At 60.6% G+C, this 20690-nt stretch carries 23 protein-coding genes; 16 read left to right on the top strand and 7 right to left on the bottom strand.

What is annotated here, in order from left to right; translation table 11 throughout:
- Window positions 1-6 precede the first annotated feature (6 nt).
- On the bottom strand, window positions 7-1131 hold the full coding sequence (locus H4I99_RS08640) for a tetratricopeptide repeat protein (protein WP_163900756.1): 1125 nt from the start codon (window positions 1129-1131) through the stop codon (window positions 7-9).
- Between the two features lie 8 nt (window positions 1132-1139).
- A complete protein-coding gene (locus H4I99_RS08635) occupies window positions 1140-1793 on the bottom strand; it encodes a thiamine phosphate synthase (protein WP_163900758.1) in 654 nt (217 codons plus the stop codon).
- Window positions 1794-2044: 251 nt separating this feature from the next.
- Here H4I99_RS08635 and H4I99_RS08630 point away from each other — a divergent pair, with 251 nt between their 5' ends.
- Window positions 2045-2305 (top strand): ArsR/SmtB family transcription factor, encoded by a 261-nt coding sequence (locus H4I99_RS08630; RefSeq protein ID WP_163900761.1) that lies wholly within the window; start codon window positions 2045-2047, stop codon window positions 2303-2305.
- Window positions 2306-2476: 171 nt separating this feature from the next.
- On the opposite strand, the gene H4I99_RS08625 is transcribed toward H4I99_RS08630, so the two are convergent.
- Entirely contained in the window at window positions 2477-2653 is a 177-nt protein-coding gene (locus H4I99_RS08625; protein WP_163900763.1) for a YdcH family protein, read from the bottom strand.
- 239 nt (window positions 2654-2892) lie between these two features.
- Here H4I99_RS08625 and H4I99_RS08620 point away from each other — a divergent pair, with 239 nt between their 5' ends.
- The 5 genes from H4I99_RS08620 (at window position 2893) to H4I99_RS08600 (ending at window position 5722) form a co-directional block, all read left to right on the top strand.
- On the top strand, window positions 2893-3096 hold the full coding sequence (locus H4I99_RS08620) for a YdcH family protein (protein WP_112828684.1): 204 nt from the start codon (window positions 2893-2895) through the stop codon (window positions 3094-3096).
- A 20-nt stretch (window positions 3097-3116) separates the two neighbouring features.
- Entirely contained in the window at window positions 3117-3617 is a 501-nt protein-coding gene (purE, locus tag H4I99_RS08615) for a 5-(carboxyamino)imidazole ribonucleotide mutase (protein WP_163900765.1), read from the top strand.
- Entirely contained in the window at window positions 3614-4681 is a 1068-nt protein-coding gene (locus tag H4I99_RS08610) for a 5-(carboxyamino)imidazole ribonucleotide synthase (protein ID WP_163900767.1), read from the top strand. The genes purE and H4I99_RS08610 overlap by 4 nt, the downstream gene beginning before the upstream one ends.
- A gap of 176 nt (window positions 4682-4857) precedes the next feature.
- On the top strand, window positions 4858-4983 hold the full coding sequence (gene ykgO / locus H4I99_RS08605) for a type B 50S ribosomal protein L36 (RefSeq protein WP_003497670.1): 126 nt from the start codon (window positions 4858-4860) through the stop codon (window positions 4981-4983).
- A 172-nt stretch (window positions 4984-5155) separates the two neighbouring features.
- A complete protein-coding gene (locus tag H4I99_RS08600) occupies window positions 5156-5722 on the top strand; it encodes a tetratricopeptide repeat protein (protein ID WP_244625006.1) in 567 nt (188 codons plus the stop codon).
- Window positions 5723-5800: 78 nt separating this feature from the next.
- Here the strand turns inward: H4I99_RS08600 and pyk are convergent, their stop codons facing one another.
- Window positions 5801-7240, bottom strand: a complete 1440-nt coding sequence (pyk, locus tag H4I99_RS08595) for a pyruvate kinase (RefSeq protein WP_163900771.1) — start codon at window positions 7238-7240, stop codon at window positions 5801-5803.
- Window positions 7240-7632 (bottom strand): DUF1036 domain-containing protein, encoded by a 393-nt coding sequence (locus H4I99_RS08590; RefSeq protein ID WP_099060122.1) that lies wholly within the window; start codon window positions 7630-7632, stop codon window positions 7240-7242. The genes pyk and H4I99_RS08590 overlap by 1 nt, the downstream gene beginning before the upstream one ends.
- A gap of 288 nt (window positions 7633-7920) precedes the next feature.
- Here H4I99_RS08590 and H4I99_RS08585 point away from each other — a divergent pair, with 288 nt between their 5' ends.
- From H4I99_RS08585 to H4I99_RS08575, 3 genes are all read left to right on the top strand, one after another.
- Window positions 7921-8715, top strand: coding sequence for an N-formylglutamate amidohydrolase (locus tag H4I99_RS08585; protein ID WP_163900773.1), 795 nt, complete (start codon window positions 7921-7923; stop codon window positions 8713-8715).
- Window positions 8716-8834: 119 nt separating this feature from the next.
- Window positions 8835-9140: a DUF1244 domain-containing protein gene (locus tag H4I99_RS08580; RefSeq protein ID WP_163900775.1), complete on the top strand. Its 306-nt coding sequence runs from the start codon at window positions 8835-8837 to the stop codon at window positions 9138-9140.
- 176 nt (window positions 9141-9316) lie between these two features.
- Window positions 9317-9580, top strand: a complete 264-nt coding sequence (locus H4I99_RS08575; protein WP_099058787.1) for a DUF2312 domain-containing protein — start codon at window positions 9317-9319, stop codon at window positions 9578-9580.
- 84 nt (window positions 9581-9664) lie between these two features.
- On the opposite strand, the gene mepK is transcribed toward H4I99_RS08575, so the two are convergent.
- Both mepK and H4I99_RS08565 read right to left on the bottom strand, forming a co-directional pair.
- The gene (gene mepK, locus H4I99_RS08570) at window positions 9665-11512 is read right to left on the bottom strand and encodes a peptidoglycan L,D-endopeptidase MepK (protein ID WP_246225623.1); all 1848 of its coding nucleotides are present in this window, start codon (window positions 11510-11512) and stop codon (window positions 9665-9667) included.
- Between the two features lie 255 nt (window positions 11513-11767).
- Window positions 11768-13315: a sigma-54-dependent transcriptional regulator gene (locus tag H4I99_RS08565; protein ID WP_186663265.1), complete on the bottom strand. Its 1548-nt coding sequence runs from the start codon at window positions 13313-13315 to the stop codon at window positions 11768-11770.
- Between the two features lie 239 nt (window positions 13316-13554).
- Between H4I99_RS08565 and H4I99_RS08560 the strand changes: the two genes are divergently transcribed.
- The 7 genes from H4I99_RS08560 to omp10 all read left to right on the top strand — a co-directional run bounded on the left by H4I99_RS08560 (window position 13555) and on the right by omp10 (window position 20653).
- The gene (locus H4I99_RS08560) at window positions 13555-15408 is read left to right on the top strand and encodes a M3 family oligoendopeptidase (RefSeq protein ID WP_163900779.1); all 1854 of its coding nucleotides are present in this window, start codon (window positions 13555-13557) and stop codon (window positions 15406-15408) included.
- A 20-nt stretch (window positions 15409-15428) separates the two neighbouring features.
- Entirely contained in the window at window positions 15429-16589 is a 1161-nt protein-coding gene (locus H4I99_RS08555; RefSeq protein WP_163900781.1) for an aminodeoxychorismate synthase component I, read from the top strand.
- Window positions 16574-17203: an aminotransferase class IV family protein gene (locus tag H4I99_RS08550; protein WP_163900783.1), complete on the top strand. Its 630-nt coding sequence runs from the start codon at window positions 16574-16576 to the stop codon at window positions 17201-17203. Before H4I99_RS08555 ends, H4I99_RS08550 begins: the two co-directional genes overlap by 16 nt.
- A complete protein-coding gene (locus H4I99_RS08545; RefSeq protein ID WP_163900785.1) occupies window positions 17203-17487 on the top strand; it encodes a YciI family protein in 285 nt (94 codons plus the stop codon). Before H4I99_RS08550 ends, H4I99_RS08545 begins: the two co-directional genes overlap by 1 nt.
- 39 nt (window positions 17488-17526) lie before the next feature.
- On the top strand, window positions 17527-18438 hold the full coding sequence (locus H4I99_RS08540; protein WP_163900787.1) for a heme-dependent oxidative N-demethylase family protein: 912 nt from the start codon (window positions 17527-17529) through the stop codon (window positions 18436-18438).
- 197 nt (window positions 18439-18635) lie between these two features.
- Window positions 18636-20078 carry a homospermidine synthase gene (locus H4I99_RS08535; protein ID WP_163900789.1) on the top strand — a complete coding sequence of 481 codons (1443 nt, stop codon included), beginning with the start codon at window positions 18636-18638 and terminating at the stop codon, window positions 20076-20078.
- Window positions 20079-20287: 209 nt separating this feature from the next.
- Window positions 20288-20653, top strand: a complete 366-nt coding sequence (gene omp10 / locus H4I99_RS08530; RefSeq protein ID WP_099060124.1) for an outer membrane lipoprotein Omp10 — start codon at window positions 20288-20290, stop codon at window positions 20651-20653.
- Window positions 20654-20690: the final 37 nt, after the last annotated feature.

Genomic DNA, 20690 nt, shown 5'->3' with positions numbered 1-20690 from the left:
GACTGCCTATCCCCGACGGAACTTGTTCGCCGCGTCGATCGCCTTCTTCTGTTCTTCGTCCGTCAGACCGAGATAAAAGTCCTCGAGCGCCGGATCCTTGAGGCCGGCGCGTCGGGAAAGGACATACCACTTCGCAGCCTCTATGGGATCGGGTTTCGTTCCAAGCGCATTGATATAGAGGTGCGAAAGCCTGTTCTGCGCGACGGCATTACCGCGCCTGGCCGAGATCGACAGCCAGCGGAAACCCCTCTCATAATCGCGCGGACCGCCGATGCCGTTGACCAGCCAGATCCCCATGTCGAGCTGGGCGGTATCGAAGCCAGCCCTTGCAGCGCGACCGAGCCAGTCGCGCGCTTTCGCCTTCTTCTCGTCCGGCAGGTCTTTCAACACGCTGTAGATCTGTGCAACCGCATACTGCGCATCGGCCACGCCCTGCTCGGCCGCCTTCTCGTAATAGGGAAGAGCAAGTGTCAGGCCTTTGACGCCGGGATTATCCGAAACCAGAATCTGTGCCCAGTTGAACTGCGCCGAACTGTTGCCGGCGTCGGCCGCCTTGCGCATGTACTCATCGGCCTTGGCCTTGTCGTGGGGGACGTCCTTGCCCTCCATCAGCAGCAGGGCATATTTGAACATCGCCGGGGGATCGCCGCCTTGCGCCGCCTGTCCGTACCAGAAGGCCGCACCCTTGGTGTCCTTTTTCACGCCAAGCCCGCGCCCCATCAACTCCGCCAGCAATGTCTGCGCTGCGGGGTCGCCAAGCTGCGCGCGGGGCAAGGCCTTATCGATAGCCGTAGTGAACAGGCCACGTTGATAGGCGCCATATGCCTCGTCGACGGTCCCCTTGAACTCCTTTTCCGTTGGTGCATCCGGCAGTGGTGCACCCATGCGGGCAAAGATGTTGAGCCCCTGCGGATCGTCTTCGGCTTCGGCCTTGCCGTCCGCACCGCCCTTACCCTTTTCAGGCTCGGACGATGGCCGGGGACCGCGATCGAGCGATCCGGTGTCGGACGGCGTCAACGGCCGCATCACCGGCTGGTCAGCAGCCTGCTGCGCCCTAACGATGGACGGCATGCAGAGGCCCGCAGCGAGCAGGGCAAGAAGGACCGGAGAACAAAGAAGACGAGTGCGCATATTGCGTATCAATCTTCAAACCGTGGCGCTTTTTCGTCAAGTTCGGCGTTGACCTGGGCAATGATGGTCGCCGCCTGCGCCGGATCGGCGAAAACGGCCTCCCGCAGCGCCACGAATTCGACACCTGTGGCCGCAACGACGACTGCCGAAGACGGATCGGTTCCTCCCATCACGATGCAGGGAATATCGATCATCGATGCCCACCACTCCCCAAGCGCAAGGTTCTTCGAATGCGCTTCGGGCTTGATGTCTCCATCAAGGCGGCCAAAGAACACGTAGTCCGGCTGTACTTCGCCGATCTCCAGCGCATGATGGCGGTCCATCGCATTACCGCCGCCGACGATCATCTTCGGAACGTGTTTCTCCACCGCCTCCGCGAGCGCCGCGACATTGCCGCTGATGTGAAGACCATCGGCCTTTGCCCGACCGGCAACCCGGCTGTTGTCGGCAATCAGCGCAGCAGCGCCGGCATCCTGAATGACAGGGACGAGCAGTTCGGCATGGCGCTGGAAAGCCGTATCATCAAGACCATATTGCGGCAGGATCACGGAAGCGACGTCGCCGCCCTTCAGCGCATCGCCGACAATCCGGGCACTTTCCTCGGCATCGGCGATTTCGGGAACGATCAGGACAAGGCGGCAGCGGTCTTCGGTGGTGGTCATGGGCACGATCCGTTCCGGGAGGACGACCTGTAACGCCAGCTCCTCCATCTTTTTTGTTCAAGCAAATCCGATAGACGGGTCTAGCAGAAGGATCAACAGAAACAAACGATACAGGCATCGTCTTTAAGTCCTTCCCCGTAATGCCCGATCTCGACAAGGCCGAGCTGGCGACGTCCAGTGCCGCGTCAGACCGCAGGTTGCAATGCACACGCTCGCTTGCCGCGCACGGCCGATTGACGTAACCTGCCTTCATGTCGACCACGGACCCCTTTGCAGCGATTGCCGATCCGAACAGGCGTTACCTGCTCGAGGAATTGCGGCGCGCGCCGAAAACGGTCAGCGATCTCGCGAACGGTCTGCCGATCAGCCGCCCGGCCGTCTCCCAGCACCTCAAGGCGCTTCTCGATTGCGAACTGGTCACCGTGACCTCCGAGGGCACCAAACGCATCTACTCGGTCAACCGTCACGGCTTCGACAAGCTCAACCTCTGGCTCGATCAATTCTGGTCCTGACGGGCCAGTCATCGCGGCCTTCATCACCCGCCATTTATCTGCCTGAAAAACAAGAACCCCGGAAATCGCTCTGATTTCCGGGGTTCCGCTTGGGAGTTGGCTGCTTACTCTTCACATCGGGCGGGACCAGCTCTTCATGGCGATCCCCGGCCGGCGCAGCCTTTCTATTGGTTAATGTCGCGTCGACGCTCTCAGGCGTTCCATTTCGTCTTTGATACGCAACTTGAGCCGCTTCAGTTCGGCAATATGGTTGTCGTTCTTGGAGGGAGAGACAAGAGCGTGATGGAGCTTCTCCTCAAGCGCGCCATGCTTCTTTTCGAGCGATTCAAGATGAGCCTGTATGGTCATTTGATACGTCCTTCCTTTCGCCTACGTCCAGTCCTCTATCGCTGGAGTTTCAGGCTTTGCAAAAGTAATGTGACACGAAGATTGAGGCTTGTCGAAGGCGAAATTGCCATTTCGGCAGTGCAAAAACGCGGAAAAGGATAACTTCCCGTTACCGGTATTTGATGATAGGAGCTTGCGGGAATCTTCGGTGCGCCTCACAAACGAAGGCGTAAGTTGAGCGAGAGTGGGGACAGGACAAAATGCCCGATCAGGAACAGGCCGATATCCGGCTGGCGCTGGCGCGGCTCCGGCAGGAGCATGAGGACTACGACGCGGCCATCAACGCAATGATCGAGACGGGTTGTGAGGCCCTGCGCATCCAGCGCATGAAGAAGAAGAAGCTGGCCATCAAGGACAAGATGACCAAGCTGGAAGACCAGATCATCCCCGACATCATCGCGTGAACGGCCTGCAAGGAGACCCGATGCCTGAAGAGCGCCCGCCTGTCGCCATCATCATGGGAAGCCAGTCTGACTGGGAGACCATGAAGAACGCCGCCGATACGCTTGAGATCCTCGGCGTCGACTATGAGGCCCGCATCATTTCAGCGCATCGCACGCCGGACCGGCTGGTGGCCTTTGCCAAGGGCGCACGCGATGAAGGCTTCAAGGTGATCATCGCCGGCGCCGGTGGCGCGGCCCATCTGCCGGGCATGACCGCCGCCATGACACCTCTCCCGGTCTTCGGCGTACCTGTCCAGTCTCGAGCGCTGTCCGGTCAGGACAGCCTGCTTTCGATCGTGCAGATGCCGGCCGGCATTCCCGTCGGCACACTTGCCATCGGCAAGGCCGGCGCGGTCAACGCTGCCCTTCTCGCCGCCTCAGTTCTCGCCCTCTACGACGATGATCTCGCCGAGCGGCTCGACGAATGGCGCGAGCGTCAGACCAATTCCGTTGCAGAATATCCGCTGGACGATACCCCATGACCGCCAAAACGATCGGCATCATCGGCGGCGGCCAGCTCGGCCGCATGCTCGCCATGGCCGCGGCACGCCTGAACTTCCGCACCGTAATTCTGGAGCCGCAGGCGGACTGTCCGGCAGCGCAACTGGCCAACAGCCAGATCGCCGCCGCCTATAACGATCCGGTCGCTCTCGCGGAACTCGCCGCCGCCTGCGACATCGTCACCTACGAATTCGAGAATGTCCCGGTCGAGGCGGCTGAAATCCTCGCCCGCAACGTTCCCGTCTTCCCGCCGCCGAAGGCGTTAGAAGTGGCACAGGACCGTCTGACGGAGAAGCGCTTCCTCAATGGTTGCGGCATCCCAACAGCTCGCTTCCATGCCGTCGACAGCCAGGAACAGCTTGAAGCGGCCCTTGACGACTTCGGCGGAGCCGGCGTCTTGAAGACCCGCCGCATGGGATATGACGGCAAGGGACAGCGCGTGTTCCGCTCTTCCGCCGACAGCCCGGCAGGCGCCTTCGCCGACCTCGGCAACGTTCCGCTGATCCTCGAGAGCTTCGTGCCTTTCGAGCGAGAAATCTCGATCATCGCGGCACGCGGCACGGATGGCGTAATTGCCTGCTACGATCCCGCCGAGAACGTTCATCGCAACGGCATCCTGGACACCTCCACCCTCCCCGCCCGGATCGGGACGGCGACGGCGGATGCCGCACGCGAAGCCGCAAGCGCCCTGCTTGCTGCACTCGACTATGTCGGCGTCGTCGGCATGGAGTTCTTCGTACTGGCCGATGGCGGCCTGATCGCCAACGAGATCGCTCCGCGCGTTCATAACTCCGGACATTGGACGGAAGCCGCCTGCGTCGTCTCGCAGTTCGAGCAACACATCCGTGCGATTGCCTCGCTTCCTCTCGGCAGCCCGGCCCGCCATTCCGATTGCGTAATGACCAATCTCATCGGCGATGACATCGACGCCGTACCGACATGGCTCGCCAAGCCCGACGTACTCGTCCACCTTTATGGCAAGACTGAAGCCCGCCCCGGAAGAAAGATGGGGCATGTTACGGAATTGATGGCGATCAGGCCTTGAAGAATCGGCTTAATTGCCGGTATCTGGCGCTGAAAGCCGGGGAACCGGTTGACACGAGGGGTCAGGTCGGAGTATTTGCCACCAACCCTTCAGGAGCGCGCCCCCGGCGCGCTTTTGATTGTTAAAAGATAGCGGGTGAATGTGAGATTCCCCGACAACAGTTGCGGACCAGAAAAATGAAGATCAAGAACTCGCTGAAAGCGCTTAAGGCCCGTCATCGCGACAACCGTCTGGTTCGCCGCAAGGGCCGCGTATACATCATCAACAAGCAGAACCCGCGCTTCAAGGCTCGTCAGGGCTGAGGCTTTCCATCGCCTTCTGGCGATGGCGGATTTGCAGATCGTTTCCGGCGTTTTCGCCGGAGACTGTTGATAGCAAAGATTTGAATATGAAAGCTGGCGCAAGCGGTTTATTCTGACCGTTATGCGCCGCTTTAGTTTTCATCGACTGTTCTTCGTCGCGCCACTCGTGGCGATGGCCTCGACTGTGGTTTCGGCAGGCCATGCGTACGCACAGGACAGCGAGCAGCATGCGTCGATATCCCCACAGCAGACCGATACCGCCCGCACCATTGACCAGTTGCTGACCAGCCTGAAGCGGGAGCGCAACCCGGAAGCGGCTAATCGCATCTCGGCCGAGATCATGGGCACATGGAACGATTCCGGTAGCCCTACCGTCAATCTTCTGATGCAGTGGGCGAACACCGCCATTTCCGAGAAGCGCAATCCCGCAGCCCTCGATTTCATCGATCAGGCCATCGTTCTGAAACCCGACTTCGTCGGCGCATGGAACCTCAGGGCCACGCTGAACTACACCATGGGCAATTACCGGAAATCGGTTTCCGACATCAATCATGTCCTGTCGCTTGAGCCACGGCACTTCGGCGCTCTGGCTGGCCTCGCCGCGATCCTCAGCGAACGCGGCAGCGAGGAGATGGCACTCAAGGCATGGGAGCGCTACCTCGACATCTACCCGGCCGACCGCGACGCCCAGAACCTCGTCAACAAGCTCGAAGAAAAGCTCGCCGGCAGCCGCACATAGGGCTCGAACCCTTCCGCTAAACCGGGCATGAAAAAGCCGCCATGAGGCGGCTTTTTCACTATTACGCTTCAGAACCGGTCAGATGCCCGAAAGGCCGTCGGGACCAATATAGGCAATGCGCAGCATGTTCGTGGAACCGGGCGTGCCGAGCGGCACGCCGGCGGAAATGATGACGCGGTCGCCGGGCTTGCCGAACTCTTCCTCAACGACAATACGGCAGGCACGATTGACCATATCGTCGAGGTCGGTCGGCTCCTCAGACACCACACAGTGCAGACCCCAGACTACCGACAGGCGGCGTGCGGTCTGAATAACCGGGGACAGCGCCAGGATCGGCACTTCCGGCCGCTCGCGGGAGGCGCGCAACCCCGTATTGCCAGACGAGGTGTAGCAGACGATCGCCTGCAGTTTGAGAGTCTCGGCGATCTGGCGCGCGGCGAGCGAGATCGCATCCGCTCCGGTAGCTTCCGGCTGAGCGCGCTGAGCATAGATGATGCCCGGATAATGCGGCTCGCGTTCAATCGTAGAGGCGATAGAAGCCATGGTGGCAACAGCCTCGACCGGATACTGGCCGGAGGCCGATTCCGCCGACAGCATGATCGCATCCGCGCCTTCGAAAACTGCAGTCGCAACGTCGGAGACTTCGGCGCGTGTCGGCACCGGGGCGGAAATCATCGATTCCAGCATCTGGGTGGCAACGACGACGGGCTTGCCCGCACGACGGCAGGCGCGAATAAGCTGCTTCTGCAGGCCCGGAACGGCTTCCAGCGGCATTTCCACGCCAAGGTCGCCACGGGCCACCATCAGGGCGTCGGAAAGCTCGATGATCTCATCGATACGCTCGATGGCCTGCGGCTTTTCGATCTTGGACATCAGGCCGACGCGGCCGCGCGCGACCTTGCGCACTTCGGCAAGGTCTTCGGGGCGCTGGATAAAGGAAAGCGCCACCCAGTCGGCTTCGCCGGTCGCCAGAACGGCGTCGAGGTCGGCCCGGTCCTTGTCGGTCAGAACACCGGTCGCCAGCAGGGTATCCGGCAGGCTCACGCCCTTGCGGTCGGAAATCTTGGTGCCGGAGATGACGGTGGTCACGATACTCTTGCCGTCGCACTTTTCGGCGCGCAGATGCAGCTTGCCGTCATCGATCAGCAAGCGATGGCCCGGCTTGACGGATTCGAGAATTTCCGGATGAGGCAGGTAGACACGGGTGTTGTCGCCCGGCTCGTCCTTATTGTCGAGCGTGAAGGTCTGGCCGGGAACCAGCTCAACGGTGGTCGCGGCAAACTTGCCGACGCGCAGCTTGGGTCCCTGAAGGTCGCACAAAATGCCGATCGGCCGGCCGCAGGCCGCTTCGACGGAGCGGATCTTGGCTATCAGGCCGCGCATCACATCATGACTCGCATGGCTCATGTTGATGCGGAAAAGGTCTGCACCCGCTTCATGAAGCTTTCGGATCATCGCCTCATCGGACGATGCCGGACCTAGTGTGGCAAGGATCTTCACTTTGCGGTTACGCTTCATCAGTTCTGGCTTTCCTGTGGTGTACCCGGCGTATCGGAAAGCTGGACCATCCAGCTGCCCTGTCGGCCAGTGTCGTATTCCTTGAAGCCCATCTGCTGGTAGCCGCGGGCGAAGCAATCCTTCACCCCAACGATCTTGAACTCGTTTTCGGCGACACACATGTTGATGTCACCGGTCCAGCGGCCGCCACGGGCAGCGTCTTCAGCATAGAGATAATAGTAGCGAGACTGCAGCTCGCCCTCGATGAGGGTTGCGCATGTCGATGCCGGCACCTGCCACCAGCCCTCGGTGATCCAACCCTCTTCGGCGCGATATCCGATCGCGACGCCGACGAGGTTCTGCGTTCCGTTGCAGACCCGGAATTCCGCATGTGCGGCACCCGCCGCGAACATAGGTGAGAGAAGTGCGCCGGCGATCAGGAGAGGGCGCAAATGACGCTTGGCCTTGCCGGCCAGAGGAGATTGAATTTGCTTCAGCACGGTTTCCGCCGGAACTCCATCTTTGTGCGTCGACAGCCTTCTTGCGATGATGCACCAAGAATGTCAACGCAACTCTAATCGATTGTAATCATGGCCTGAACCATCGGGGCGGATCTTGGCACAAACGTGACCGAGACGAAAGCTTGCGCTCGCCTTTCCCCCATGTCATCAAGCCTGCCACTCCTTTTCCGGCAGCGCGTCATGCAACACTTCAATCCGTTTGAAATCATATCCGGCCATTATGACAGGGCTTTGGTTCTTCTCGGCGACCACGCAACAAACCGTGTGCCGGAGAAATACGGCCGACTTGGCCTGCCCGAGGCCGCCTTCTCCCGCCACATCGCCTACGACATCGGCATCGAGGCGCTGACGCGCCGGCTGGCCGCCATGCTCGGTGTGCCCGCGGTAATGAGCTGTTTCTCCCGCCTGCTGATTGACCCGAACCGCGGCGAGGACGATCCGACCCTCATCATGAAGATTTCCGATGGCGCGATCATCCCGGGCAATCATCCGATCACCGAAGAGGAATGGAACGGCCGCATCGCCACCTATCACCGCCCCTATCACGAGGCAGTGAGCCACACGATCGAGGAAGTGGCGAAGGCATCCGGCAAAGCGCCGCTGGTGCTATCGCTCCATTCGTTTACGCCTTTCTGGAAGGGCGTGCCCCGCCCCTGGCACGCTGCGGTTTTGTGGGACAGCGACAGGCGAGCGGCCGGACCGCTGATCGAAAGCCTTCGCCAACCGGGTGACATAACGGTCGGCGACAACGAACCCTATGATGGCGCATTGAGAGGCGATACCATGTATCGTCATTGCATGATGACAGGCATGCCTCACGCGCTTCTGGAGGTCCGGCAGGATCTGATCGGCAGCGAGGAAGGAGTTGAAGCCTGGGCCACCCGTCTGGCGCCGATCTTCGAGACACTCAATGCAGACCCCGCGCTGCATGCCTATGAGGTCCATGTGTCCCGTACCGGTCCTTACCCCGCCTGAGGCATACGACAGGAGCCGACCGGCACGTTTGCAGCGCCGGTAAGAAATAGAGTGAAATACATTTCGCAAAGCAATGGTCCCGAGGAACCGCGACGCGTTTCAAAGACAGGAAATACGCCATGAGCAAACCCGACGAACAACAGCAGATCGAACTGGAAGCCGCAGCCTTCCGCCGTCTCGTCGCCCACCTTCGGGAACGCAGCGACGTTCAGAACATCGACATGATGAACCTCGCGGGTTTTTGCCGCAATTGCCTGTCCAATTGGTATCTTGAAGCCGCCGACAAGGCCGGTCTCGAAGTGACCAGGGATGAATCCCGCGAACGCATTTACGGCATGCCCTACGAAGAATGGAAAGCCCTTCACCAGAAGGAAGCAAGCGAGGCGCAGAAAGCCGATTTCGAGCGCAACAAGCCGAAGGAGTAAGCGGAAAGAGCCATCCCCTGATCGACGGCTTGGCAACAACGAGCAAACAGCCCCCGGACAAGAAGCCCTGAGAGCAAATCCCATCGACCGCGATGCGCTTTAGGTCTTGACGCGGCCCCGGCTTCGCGGCAGGTCAGCCCCGACGAACGAATTCCGAGATATCAAGGAGATTATCAATGTCTGATGCCCACGGCGTCGCCCGCGACCAACTCCGCGCCTTTGTTGAGCGCATCGAGCGTCTGGAAGAAGAAAAGAAGACCATCGCCGACGACATCAAGGACGTCTACGGCGAAGCCAAGTCCATGGGCTTCGACACCAAGATCCTCAAGAAGGTTATCGCGCTCCGCAAGAAGGACGAGCAGGAGCGCATGGAGGAGGACCTCATCCTCGACACCTACCTGCACGCCCTCGGCATGATCGAGAGCCCGCCGGAAGGCTGAGCCTCGCGCTATAGCGAACCATCAAAAAACCCGCCGGAATGTCCGGCGGGTTTTTTAGTGCCTGTGAATAAGAAACCGCAAAACTCAGGGAGCGCCGAAGCGGTTCGGGTCCACGGTCGTGGCGCCCTGCTGGAAGCCGACAGGGTAAACCGTCGCGGGTGCAGTCAGCGAACGACTGACGATGCGCGGCGCCTTGACCGGCTTTGCCACGGTCTCGAAGCGATCCTTGTTCAGCGCCCACTGGGCAATCATGTTCTTCGTAAGCTTCGTGCCGCCGGTCATCGCCATGCGAGCCTGCTGCGCCTCGACCTGGCTCGGACGACCACCCTTGGCGGGCAGGCCGGCCTTCACGCCGCTCGCTTCCGGCTCCTGAGCGACAAAGACGAAGGCATCTCCAAAATCGACTGCGCGGGCGGCGGGCTTCTGGTCAATCGACGCAACCTGGGTCGTTGCAGGTTTCGGCGCAGCCGGCTTGGGCTGTATCGTGATCGGAGCGGCGGGCGCTGCCTTGCTTGCAGTCGCCGGTGAGGGCTGCGGGGTTGGAACCATGGCAGCGGGTGCTGCGGTCAACTCGGCCGTGGCAGGACGTTCAGCCGGCGTCGGCATATTGTCCTGCACATTGCTCTTTTCGAGAGCAGCGGCAGCTTCCGGAGAAAGAATTGCCTGTTCGACTTCATCGACATCAGCCTCCGGCTCAGCATCCGAGCCGGCAAGCAGTGCCTCGGCCACAGCCGGGCGAGCCGTTGGCAGCGGGATATGAGTATCGTCAACCATGTTTGGATCGATCGATGCGGTCATCATGCCGGCAGGCTGGGTCCCGCGATTGCCGAGCAGGGTCGGAACCGGAACCTTCATTGACTGCAGGTCGGCGAATTCATCACCATTGGTCGGCGCACCGGCAGCAACCTTCGACAAGGCATCCTCGGCGGCGCTACGGTTGGGCGAATAGAGTGCCACAGCAAGGCTGGTGTCAGCGGGCTTCAACGAAGGCCGCGATTGCGGAACGGGCGCATTAAGAGCCAGCTGGTTCTCAGGCGGTGCGGCTGTCAGCATCTGCTGGGCCGGAGCAACACCCGGAGGTGGAGCGGCCGTGGCGACCATCGTCGGCTCTGCAGCCGTCACGACAGGCTGAGGCGCAACGGAAGGCCGTTCGGCAGGAACTCCGACATCCTCTTCCTCATCCTCGTCGCCACCGCCCCCAAATAGGGCGGCCAGGAAGTTCTTGCGCTTGGCAGGCTTGGCATCCGCAACGATGACCTGATTGGAGCTCACGCGCTGCTTGTAGTCGGCGAGCGCCTGCTGGTAACCAGGCAACGGCTTGCCGTCGGCCGGGATGTGCAGCGTCTTGCCGTCAGGGAAGAGACGCACCAGATCCTGACGCGACATACGCGGCCATGCACGGACGGAAGCAACGTCCATGTGAACGAAGGGAGATCCCGAGTTCGGATAGTAACCGACGCCGCCCACCTGCATCTTCATGCCGATTTCACGCAACGTCTTGAGCTGTACACCCGGGATATAGAAGTCCATCGCCGTGCCACGCATGTGCTGGCTTTCCTTGGCGACGCCCTTCGAACGGGAGCGGAGCATTGAATTGGTTTCCGGCGAACGATAACCGGATACGACATTGATATAGCCCGAAGCACCTGCCCGCCGATAGACCTCCCATACGAGGTCGAACAGGCGCGGATCCATCTTGGTCGGCTGGTTGCGACGCCAGTCGCGCAGAATGACGTTGAGCTGCTTCAAACCGTTCGCATCGTAGCGACCGTTGCGCTTGAAGGTGATGGCGGCCTTTTCGCCGGTGTGGACGAAATGGATCTTCAGAGTACGGGTTTCGGCATGGGCGGAAGAGGAGGCGCCGAACAGCATAACGGTGCTGACGATGAGGACAGCAAGGACTGTGAAGCACAACTGGGCGGCTGAACGCACGCGTGCAGCCCGATGGCTGCGCCCTATTCTGTCGACAGGCGCGCTTGTATCATGCGGATTCTGCAATTCTATCCCCGTCCGAAAGACTACGTCCCACGCCAACTCACATGGATGTCAAATGCGGTAACAGCATGGCAAATCTGCCACAGATGCACAAGCAATCCATATATAGTGAACGATTGTCTAACAAGTCATTCACTGTTCGTAAGGGAAGTTCTTTACCCAACCGTTAACGATTGGGCTCTTTTCGGCGGTTCAGGCAGCGTGTTTTTGCGGATCGTCAGGATCGATGCCGTAATCCTTGAGCTTTCTATAAAGCGTCGACCTGCCGATCCCGAGTTTGCGAGCCACCTGGCTCATTTGGCCCCGGTAGAATTTCAGCGCAAAACGAATCAGTTCCTCCTCAACATCCGCGAGCTTGCGGACATTGCCCGCTTCATCGGTGCTGACGATGACATTGTCTGGCTGAACTGGCGCCAACCCATCTGCTGCCGCTTCGCTTCTCCTGGCAACGATCTCCTCTGCGACGGCTTGGGCGGAGGCTACGGCAGCCGCGACCGTCCGCTCATCGAGCGGCGCGCGCTGTATGGCAGCGGCAAGGACGCCCTCCCGTCCTTCCGACACCTGCGCGAGGACCTGCGGGAAGGACGATTCAATCAACACGCCACCATCGGAAAGCACGACGGCCCGGAAGACGGCGTTCTCGAGTTGCCGCACATTGCCCGGCCAATCAAAGCTCGTCAGCATGGCAAGGGTGGCGGCATCGATCGAAAGAGGCTTCGCCAGACGCTGCTCCGAAGAGAAGCGCTCGATGAAGGCCCGAACCAGATGCGGGATATCTTCCCTGCGACGACGCAATGCCGGAATGGTAATCGGAAAGACATTCAGCCGATAATAGAGGTCCTCGCGGAAACGCCCGGACTTGACTTCCTCGATCAGGTCCTTGTTGGTCGCGAGGATCAGCCGGACATTGACTTTGCGCGGCTTGCGGCCGCCGGAAGGCTCGATTTCCCCGGACTGGACCGCGCCGAGCAGCTTGACCTGCAGGTGCTGGGGCAGTTCGCTGATTTCCTCAATGAACAGCGTGCCACCATCTGCCTCGGCGAACTTGCCGGCATGCCGTTCGCCGGAACCGGGGAGCAAGGCACCCTCCGAGCCAAACAACTGCGCTTCCATCAATCCATGGGGGACTGCGGCGCAATTGAAGGAAGCGAAGGTCCGGCCCGAACGCTCGCTGGCGCCGTGGATGGCACGCGCAAGCATCTCCTTTCCTACGCCCGCCTCGCCCTCCAGCATGATCGGGATCATCGACTGGCTGGCCCGGCGTCCAAGCTCAACCGCCCGCGACATGGCGGCGCTTGCCGCAATGATATCGTTGAAGCCAACCGCACCGGAACGGGCGCGACGAACGGGACGGCCTTCGGAACCATAGCGTCCAACTTTCAGGGCACTTTCTATGGCCCCGACGACCCGCTCGGTAGAGGATGGCTTTACCAGAAATTCGAACGCGCCGACGCGCATCGCTTCGATTGCATACTGCATCGCTCCTTCGGCAGTCTGCACGATGACTGGCGCGATGTGATGCAGATCACCAAGCGTATTGATGAAGCCTGCACCGGCACGGGACGGATCGCTTAGATCGACGAGGATGGCATTGATCTCATCGCGATGCCTGCGAAAGATGTTCAGCCCTTCATGGTCGCTTTCGGCGATGTGAACTACGTGGCCTTGCGCCTCGATCCCTGCTTTGAGTGCGCGTCGCTGCGCCGGGTCTTCATCGATAACGAGGATATGCGCGTTCAATGTATGGCTCCCGGAATCATTCTGAGTTTCATCTGGTGCGTCATGCACCCGAAGTGTCATGCTTCAGCGCAGACTGTCAGAAAGGACTGAAGATCCTCTTTTGAGAAAAGCTCGCATTTTAGCAAAGCGCACAAGAGGTTACGGGCGTCGTCCGTCAACGAACCGATCGTTCGGCTTGCCCAGCCCATCCGGACTGACTACATCTCCTCACCGACACGCAACGAACAGGAAGATCCGCCATGCCGAGAGACTTCACCCCTGCACGCGCACCGGCAGAAACCCAGTCGACGCTCACGGAATCCCGAAAGCTCGGTGAACTTCCGGTCTGGCGGCTGGAAGACCTCTATCCGTCGAAGACCTCGGATGCTTTCGTGGGTGACCTGGAAAAAGCCGCCAGAGATGCGCTGGCTTTTGAAACGAAGTGGAAGGGCAATCTCGCGACGGCCCTGAACGCCACGGGCAGCGACAGCCTTGCAGCGGCCCTTACGCAGATGGATGCGCTGGAGGACCTCCTCGGTCGCGTCGCCTCCTATGCCGGCCTCACCTATTATTCCGACATGACTAATGTCGAAAATGGCAAGTTCTTCGGCGACGTTCAGGCCAAACTTACCGACATCTCTTCCCGCCTGCTTTTCTTCGCGCTGGAACTCAACCGCATCGAAGATGAGGCGGTCGATGCCGCCATGGATCGCGATCCGGCGCTCGCCCATTATCGTCCGTGGATCGTCGATCTGCGCAAGGACAAGCCCTTCCAGCTCGATGACCGCATCGAACAGCTCTTCCTCGAAAAGTCGATGACGGGAGCCGCTGCCTTCAACCGCCTGTTCGATGAAACGCTCGCCTCGCTGCGCTTCAAGGTCGGCGACAAGGAACAGACGCTAGAACCGACGCTCACCATGCTGCAGGACGCCGACCCCGAGGTCCGCAAAAGCGCAGCCGAAGCTCTCTCGCTGACCTTCCGCGACAATATCCGCATCTTCGTGCTGGTCACCAACACGCTGGCCAAGGACAAGGAAATCTCCGACCGCTGGCGCGGTTTCGAGGACATCGCCGATGCCCGCCATCTTTCGAACCGCGTCGAGCGCGAAGTGGTGGATGCGCTGGCGGCTGCCGTGCGCGAGGCCTATCCCCGCCTCTCCCATCGCTATTATGCGATGAAGGCGAAGTGGCTCGGCATGGACCAGATGAATTACTGGGACCGCAACGCGCCGCTCAAGGAAACCCCTGACAGGCTGATCCCCTGGACGGAGGCAAAGGAAACCGTGCTTTCCGCCTATGGCAGCTTCGCGCCCGAGATGGCCGAGATCGCCTCGCGCTTCTTCGACGGCGGCTGGATCGACGCGCCGGCGCGTCCCGGCAAAGCGCCCGGCGCCTTCGCCCATCCGACGGTTCCCTCCGCCCATCCTTACGTGTTGCTCAACTATCTCGGCAAGCCGCGCGACGTCATGACGCTCGCCCATGAACTCGGCCACGGCGTTCATCAGGTGCTCGCCGGAGCCCAAGGCGCGCTGATGTGCCAGACGCCGCTGACGCTTGCGGAGACAGCCTCCGTCTTCGGGGAGATGCTGACCTTCCGGGCGCTGCTCGACCGCACGACCGACAAACGCGAACGCAAGGCCATGCTGGCGCAGAAGGTCGAGGACATGATCAATACGGTCGTGCGCCAGATCGCCTTCTACGAGTTCGAGCGAAAGGTTCATACCGCCCGCAAGGAAGGCGAACTGACGGCCGAAAAGATCGGCGAGCTGTGGCTCTCCGTCCAGTCGGAAAGCCTCGGTCCTGCCATCCGGATTTCCGAGGGCTACGAGAGCTGGTGGGCTTATATCCCCCACTTCATCCACTCGCCCTTCTACGTCTATGCCTATGCCTTCGGCGATTGCCTGGTGAACTCGCTCTATGCCGTCTACCGGCAGGCGGACCAGGGTTTCCAGCAGAAGTACTTCGAGCTTCTGAAAGCCGGCGGCACCAAGCATCACTCCGAACTTCTCGCACCTTTCGGCCTCGATGCCACCGACCCGTCGTTCTGGGCCAAAGGCCTGTCGATGATAGAAGGGCTGATCGACGAGCTGGAGGCGCTTGATAAGGCGTCCTGAACCGGAGAACGCCCGGCCCCATGGCTGACCATTCCGCCTATGCGCTGTTCCGCGATGACCGTCGCGGAACAAGCCTGCTGTTCGCCGACCCGCGCGAGATCGTAACCGCGCGGAAAGCCGAAGACGTGTTGCCCGCCTTTGCCAGACTAGAAGAAGCGCGCCGGGCCGGCAGATGGCTCGCCGGCTACGTCTCCTATGAGGCAGGTTATGTCTTCGAGGAAAAGCTCCGCCCGCTCATCATCGACGACAGGGAAACGCCGCTTCTTTCAATCGGTATCTTCGATGCCCCGGAAGATCCCGATCATCCATTGTCATCCGCGCCGGAAGAACGGGCAGCAGAACCCTTCCTGACCGACCCCCGCGCCGCCTGGGATTTCGAAACCTATCGCGAGCGTTTCGACAAGCTGCACCGGCATATCCGCCGGGGCGACTGTTATCAGGCGAACCTCACCATGCCGGTGACGGCAAGCTGGTCCGGCAGCGCCCGCGCGGCCTTCTGGTCGCTCGTCGCCCGCCAGCCGGTCCATTACGGCGCGCTCATCGATCTCGGTGGTCCGGTCATCCTGTCGCGCTCTCCCGAACTCTTCTTCTCGACAGACCGCGATGGCTGGATCGAGACCCACCCGATGAAGGGCACGGCCCCGCGCGGCAGGTCACCGGAAGAAGACAAGGCGATCATCGCCGCCATGCTCGCCGACGAGAAGACACAGGCCGAGAACCGGATGATCGTCGATCTGCTTCGCAACGACATCTCCGTTATCAGCGAGGTCGGCACGCTGTCGGAGCCGAAGCTCTTTGACATCGAGACATATCCGACCGTGCATCAGATGGTCAGCCATGTCAGGGCAAGGCTCCTGCCCGACATTGGCCTGTCAGAGATCTTTCGTGCCCTCTTTCCCTGCGGATCGGTCACCGGCGCCCCGAAAATGTGGGCGATGCGCATTCTTCACGAGCTGGAAGAGGGTCCGCGGGACGTCTATTGCGGCGCCATCGGCTACTGCGATCCGGCGGGACCGATGCGTTTTTCGGTGGCCATCCGCACTCTGGCACTTTTCAACGACCACCGCGCCGTCTTCAATGTCGGCGGCGGCATCGTTTTCGATTCGAAAGCCGAGGCCGAATATGAGGAATGTCTGCTCAAGGCGCGCTTTGCGGTAGGGGACCAATGGATTTCTCGCTGATCGAGACGATGCGCTGGCAACCAGATGAAGGTTTCGTGCGGCTAGACCAGCACCTGCGCCGGCTCTGTCGCTCCGCCGATGCGCTGGGCTTTCGTCAGCCGCAGGACGCCGCCGGCAAGCTGAACGCTGAGGTCGGCGGCGACACGCCGCTGCGCGTCCGGCTGACGATGAGCTTTCGCGGCAAGATCGAGATCACCACTTCGCCCTTCGAGCCGGTGGCGGAAGAAACTGTGTGGAAACTCAGGATCGCGCCCAACCGCCTGAAATCAGACGACGCGCTCTATCGTCACAAAACCTCGCGCCGCGAACCCTATGAGGAGGCACGCGCCGCCTTCAAGAAGGAAGAGGCCGACGAGGTGCTGCTCCTCAATGAACGCGGCGAAGTCTGCGAAGGCACCATTACCAACCTCTTCGCCGAAGCCGAGGACGGCCATCTCGTGACGCCTGCCCTGTCGAGCGGCCTGCTGCCGGGCGTGCTGAGGGCGGAACTCATTCGCGAACGCAAGGCGCGCAGCGAAGTGCTCAAGCTCGAGGACCTGAAGTTCCGCAAGCTCTTCGTCGGCAATTCCCTGCGCGGCCTGATCCGCGCCGAACTCGTTGAAAGCGACGCCTGATGTTCATTCTCTCCCTCACCTACAAGAAGTCGAACGAGGAAGCCGACCGCTACATGGAACCCCATATGGCCTGGGTGAAGGAAGGCTATGACAGCGGCATGTTCCTCGCCTCCGGCCGCAAGGTTCCCCGCACCGGCGGCGTCGTGCTCGCGGTTGGAGAGCGCACCGCGATTGAGGCCTTCGTCGCGGCCGATCCCTTCACCATCCACGGAGTTGCAGACTACGATATTGTCGAGGTCGCCCTCACGCGTGTCGCCAACGGACTTGAAAAGCTTCAGGGTTGAGGAGAGACTACATCTTCCTCTCGCCCGCCGAAACTGAAGATGATCCCCACCTACACACCTTATGACGGCTCCTCCAAGCCCTTCTCCATTGGCCTTACCCCAATCGACCTGAACGACTGGATCGAGCCCGACGACGATCTCGCAATCTTTCTCGCAGAAAAGAAGGCGCTGGAGAAAACTCACTTCGACAACATCTTCCTTGCGGCGCCTGAATCGCTCGATGCCCAGCGGGAGACGCTTGCCCTTCTCACGGAGCACGTAACGACCCGTCATTCCGGCATTTACAGCCGCCGCGGTGATATTGTCGAAATGGCCGGCCACTCGGTCGATCTTTCCGATGAAACGAGGCCTCCGCTGCTGCGCGCCGGTTCGCTCGTTCAGGACGACCTGCTAATCCTGCGCCGGAAGGAAGACGGCTGGACGCTGGTGGCCGCCCACCTCGCCTTCCCCTCCTCATGGTCGCTGCCGGAAAAGTTCATGAAGCCGATGGACCAGATCCATGCCGGCGTTCCGGGCTTTCAGGGCGGCACCCGCAACGCCACCCTCATCAACCGCATGTTCGACAAGCTGGATGTGAACCAGCCGGTCAAGCGCTACAACTGGTCGGTCAACTGGCGCTATGCGCTTTACCATCCCCGCCCCGAGAAGACGGCGATCGAGCCAAACTCACCGGGCGTTGCCGCCGCCAATGCGATCATCCGCATCGAGCGTCAGGTGCTGCGGCGACTGCCGGAGACCGGCGACCTGCTGTTTACCGTCCGCATCTATCTCGACCCGCTGAATGCGATCATGGAAGCGCCTGACGGCGCGCGCCTCGCAGCTTCGATGGCCGCCCAGCTCGAAGCGCTCGAGGAGGATCAGATCAACTACAAGGGCCTCGCGGAAAAGCGCCGAGAACTGGTCGACTGTCTGCTCGATGCAGCAAGGCGGAACGTCGTCTCCGAAGCCTGAAAGGCTGCTCTATCGCGGACATGGAGCGTGTGCGGATCCTTTCCGTCGAGGACGACGCCATGAATCCGCAAAACAACCGTCATAAACTGGCGTTACCGATCGTTGAGCGCCCTTTATTATGTCTGAAATCTATGATTTAGAGCGCGAATGTCGGATAGCCCGATCGCTGCACACATGCTGCACCCAAGGAGAACGAAATGACCACAGAAGCCTATCCGGTTTACGGTGAGATCACCGGCCCGATCGTCATGATCGGCTTCGGCTCGATCGGCCGCGGAACACTGCCCCTGATCGAACGCCACTTCAAGTTCGACAAGAGCCGGATGGTGGTCATCGATCCCCGCAACGACGAGGCCGAACTGCTGGCCAAGCATGGCGTCAAGCACATTCAGGCCCATGTCACCAAGGACAACTACAAGGAGCTGCTGAAGCCCCTGCTCACCGCAGGCGAAGGCCAGGGCTTCTGCGTCAACCTTTCCGTCGATACCGGTTCGGTCGACCTGATGAAGCTCTGCCGCAAGCTCGACGTGCTCTATATCGACACCGTCGTCGAACCCTGGCTCGGTTTCTACTTCGACAAGAACATGAAAAACGCCGACCGCACCAACTATGCGCTGCGCGAAACGGCCCGCGCCGAGAAGCGCAAGAACCCGGGCGGCACCACCGCCGTTTCCACCTGCGGCGCAAACCCCGGCATGGTCTCCTGGTTCGTCAAGCAGGCTCTCGTCAACGTCGCTCATGAACTCGGCGTGAAGTTCGATGAGCCCACGGCAGACGACCGCGAAGGCTGGGCCAAGCTGATGAAGAAGGTCGGCGTGAAGGGCATTCACATCGCCGAACGCGACACCCAGCTCACCAAGAACCCGAAGCCACTCAACGTCTTCTGGAACACCTGGTCGGTAGAAGGCTTCATTTCCGAAGGTCTACAGCCGGCAGAACTCGGCTGGGGCACCCATGAAAACTGGATGCCGAAGAACGCCAAGAAGCACAAGAAGGGCTGCAAGGCAGCGATCTACCTGGAGCAGCCGGGCGCCAACACCCGCGTACGCACCTGGTGCCCGACACCCGGCCCGCAATATGGCTTCCTCGTCACCCATAACGAGTCGATCTCGATTGCCGACTACTTCACCGTCGAGAAGGAAGGCGAGGTCGTCTATCGTCCGACCTGCCACTATGCCTATCACCCGGCCAATGACGCCGTGCTTTCCCTGCACGAAATGTTCGGCAATGGCGGCAACGCACAGCCGGTCCTGCACGTCCTCGATGAGGACGAACTGGTCGAAGGCCTCGACGAACTCGGCGTGCTGCTCTACGGCCATGACAAGAACGCTTACTGGTATGGCTCGCGCCTGTCGCTCGAAGAAACCCGCCGTATCGCGCCTTACCAGAATGCCACCGGCCTGCAGGTAAGCTCCGCCGTTCTCGCCGGCATGGTCTGGGCTCTTGAAAACCCGAAGGCCGGGATCGTCGAAGCCGATGAGATGGACTACAAGCGCTGCCTCGAAGTGCAGTCGCCCTATCTCGGCCCGGTCGAAGGACACTACACCGACTGGACTCCGCTCGACGGTCGTCCGGGCCTATTCCCGGAAGACATCGACGAGAAGGATCCCTGGCAGTTCAAGAACATTCTGGTTCGCTGAGCCGCACTCCGGAAATGAAGAAAGAAGCCCGTCGTCACCGCGACGGGCTTCTGCTTTTTCGGGAGCTCCATATGGGCAAACACCCCGGAATAAAGCGCTTTAACCGGGTTTGCGGCCTTGCTTTCACCATGTCTTCGCGGCATGGTTCGGCAAAATACGTCTTCCGGTTCCTATGCCGCGAGTCGCTGAAATTCATGCTGGAGACAACGATGAAGAAGACAACCGTGGTGGCATTGCTGGCCTGCGCAACGACGCTTTCAGCCTGCTATTCGAGCGGCCCGCGGCCTTTGCCGGTGGTTAGCAACCAGGCGCCGACTGTCGAAGGGGCATGGTCGGATCCGAACGGTATCGTTTCGACATTCCAGGGCGGTTCATTCTCCACCCGCACCACAGACACCAATCAGCTTCTGGCGTCCGGTACCTACACCTCTGTCTCGGATCGCCTTGTCGAAATCAACATGACCTCGCATGTGCGCAACACCCAATCCAAGGTCAACTGCGCGCTGGTCACCCCGACCCAGCTCAACTGCACCTCGGACTCCGGCGGCCAGTTCTCGCTCACACGCCGCGGCTGAGAGCGGGATTACCCTGATATTATGATTTCCGAATAAA

The organism is Paenirhizobium daejeonense, from assembly GCF_014280875.1.
GTDB classification, from domain to species: Bacteria; Pseudomonadota; Alphaproteobacteria; order Rhizobiales; family Rhizobiaceae; genus Allorhizobium; species Allorhizobium daejeonense.
Note: the sequence above shows the minus strand (reverse complement) of the source record. Positions and strands in the feature narration are given on the sequence as shown.

Bases quoted from the DNA above. Each gene is read 5' to 3' on its own strand.
- H4I99_RS08640 (WP_163900756.1), bottom strand. From the start codon at position 1,131: ATGCGCACTCGTCTTCTTTGTTCTCCGGTCCTTCTTGCCCTGCTCGCT.
- H4I99_RS08635 (WP_163900758.1), bottom strand. From the start codon at position 1,793: ATGACCACCACCGAAGACCGCTGCCGCCTTGTCCTGATCGTTCCCGAA.
- H4I99_RS08630 (WP_163900761.1), top strand. From the start codon at position 2,045: ATGTCGACCACGGACCCCTTTGCAGCGATTGCCGATCCGAACAGGCGT.
- H4I99_RS08625 (WP_163900763.1), bottom strand. From the start codon at position 2,653: ATGACCATACAGGCTCATCTTGAATCGCTCGAAAAGAAGCATGGCGCG.
- H4I99_RS08620 (WP_112828684.1), top strand. From the start codon at position 2,893: ATGCCCGATCAGGAACAGGCCGATATCCGGCTGGCGCTGGCGCGGCTC.
- purE (WP_163900765.1), top strand. From the start codon at position 3,117: ATGCCTGAAGAGCGCCCGCCTGTCGCCATCATCATGGGAAGCCAGTCT.
- H4I99_RS08610 (WP_163900767.1), top strand. From the start codon at position 3,614: ATGACCGCCAAAACGATCGGCATCATCGGCGGCGGCCAGCTCGGCCGC.
- ykgO (WP_003497670.1), top strand. From the start codon at position 4,858: ATGAAGATCAAGAACTCGCTGAAAGCGCTTAAGGCCCGTCATCGCGAC.
- H4I99_RS08600 (WP_244625006.1), top strand. From the start codon at position 5,156: ATGGCCTCGACTGTGGTTTCGGCAGGCCATGCGTACGCACAGGACAGC.
- pyk (WP_163900771.1), bottom strand. From the start codon at position 7,240: ATGAAGCGTAACCGCAAAGTGAAGATCCTTGCCACACTAGGTCCGGCA.
- H4I99_RS08590 (WP_099060122.1), bottom strand. From the start codon at position 7,632: ATGTTCGCGGCGGGTGCCGCACATGCGGAATTCCGGGTCTGCAACGGA.
- H4I99_RS08585 (WP_163900773.1), top strand. From the start codon at position 7,921: ATGCAACACTTCAATCCGTTTGAAATCATATCCGGCCATTATGACAGG.
- H4I99_RS08580 (WP_163900775.1), top strand. From the start codon at position 8,835: ATGAGCAAACCCGACGAACAACAGCAGATCGAACTGGAAGCCGCAGCC.
- H4I99_RS08575 (WP_099058787.1), top strand. From the start codon at position 9,317: ATGTCTGATGCCCACGGCGTCGCCCGCGACCAACTCCGCGCCTTTGTT.
- H4I99_RS08560 (WP_163900779.1), top strand. From the start codon at position 13,555: ATGCCGAGAGACTTCACCCCTGCACGCGCACCGGCAGAAACCCAGTCG.
- H4I99_RS08555 (WP_163900781.1), top strand. From the start codon at position 15,429: ATGGCTGACCATTCCGCCTATGCGCTGTTCCGCGATGACCGTCGCGGA.
- H4I99_RS08550 (WP_163900783.1), top strand. From the start codon at position 16,574: ATGGATTTCTCGCTGATCGAGACGATGCGCTGGCAACCAGATGAAGGT.
- H4I99_RS08545 (WP_163900785.1), top strand. From the start codon at position 17,203: ATGTTCATTCTCTCCCTCACCTACAAGAAGTCGAACGAGGAAGCCGAC.
- H4I99_RS08540 (WP_163900787.1), top strand. From the start codon at position 17,527: ATGATCCCCACCTACACACCTTATGACGGCTCCTCCAAGCCCTTCTCC.
- H4I99_RS08535 (WP_163900789.1), top strand. From the start codon at position 18,636: ATGACCACAGAAGCCTATCCGGTTTACGGTGAGATCACCGGCCCGATC.
- omp10 (WP_099060124.1), top strand. From the start codon at position 20,288: ATGAAGAAGACAACCGTGGTGGCATTGCTGGCCTGCGCAACGACGCTT.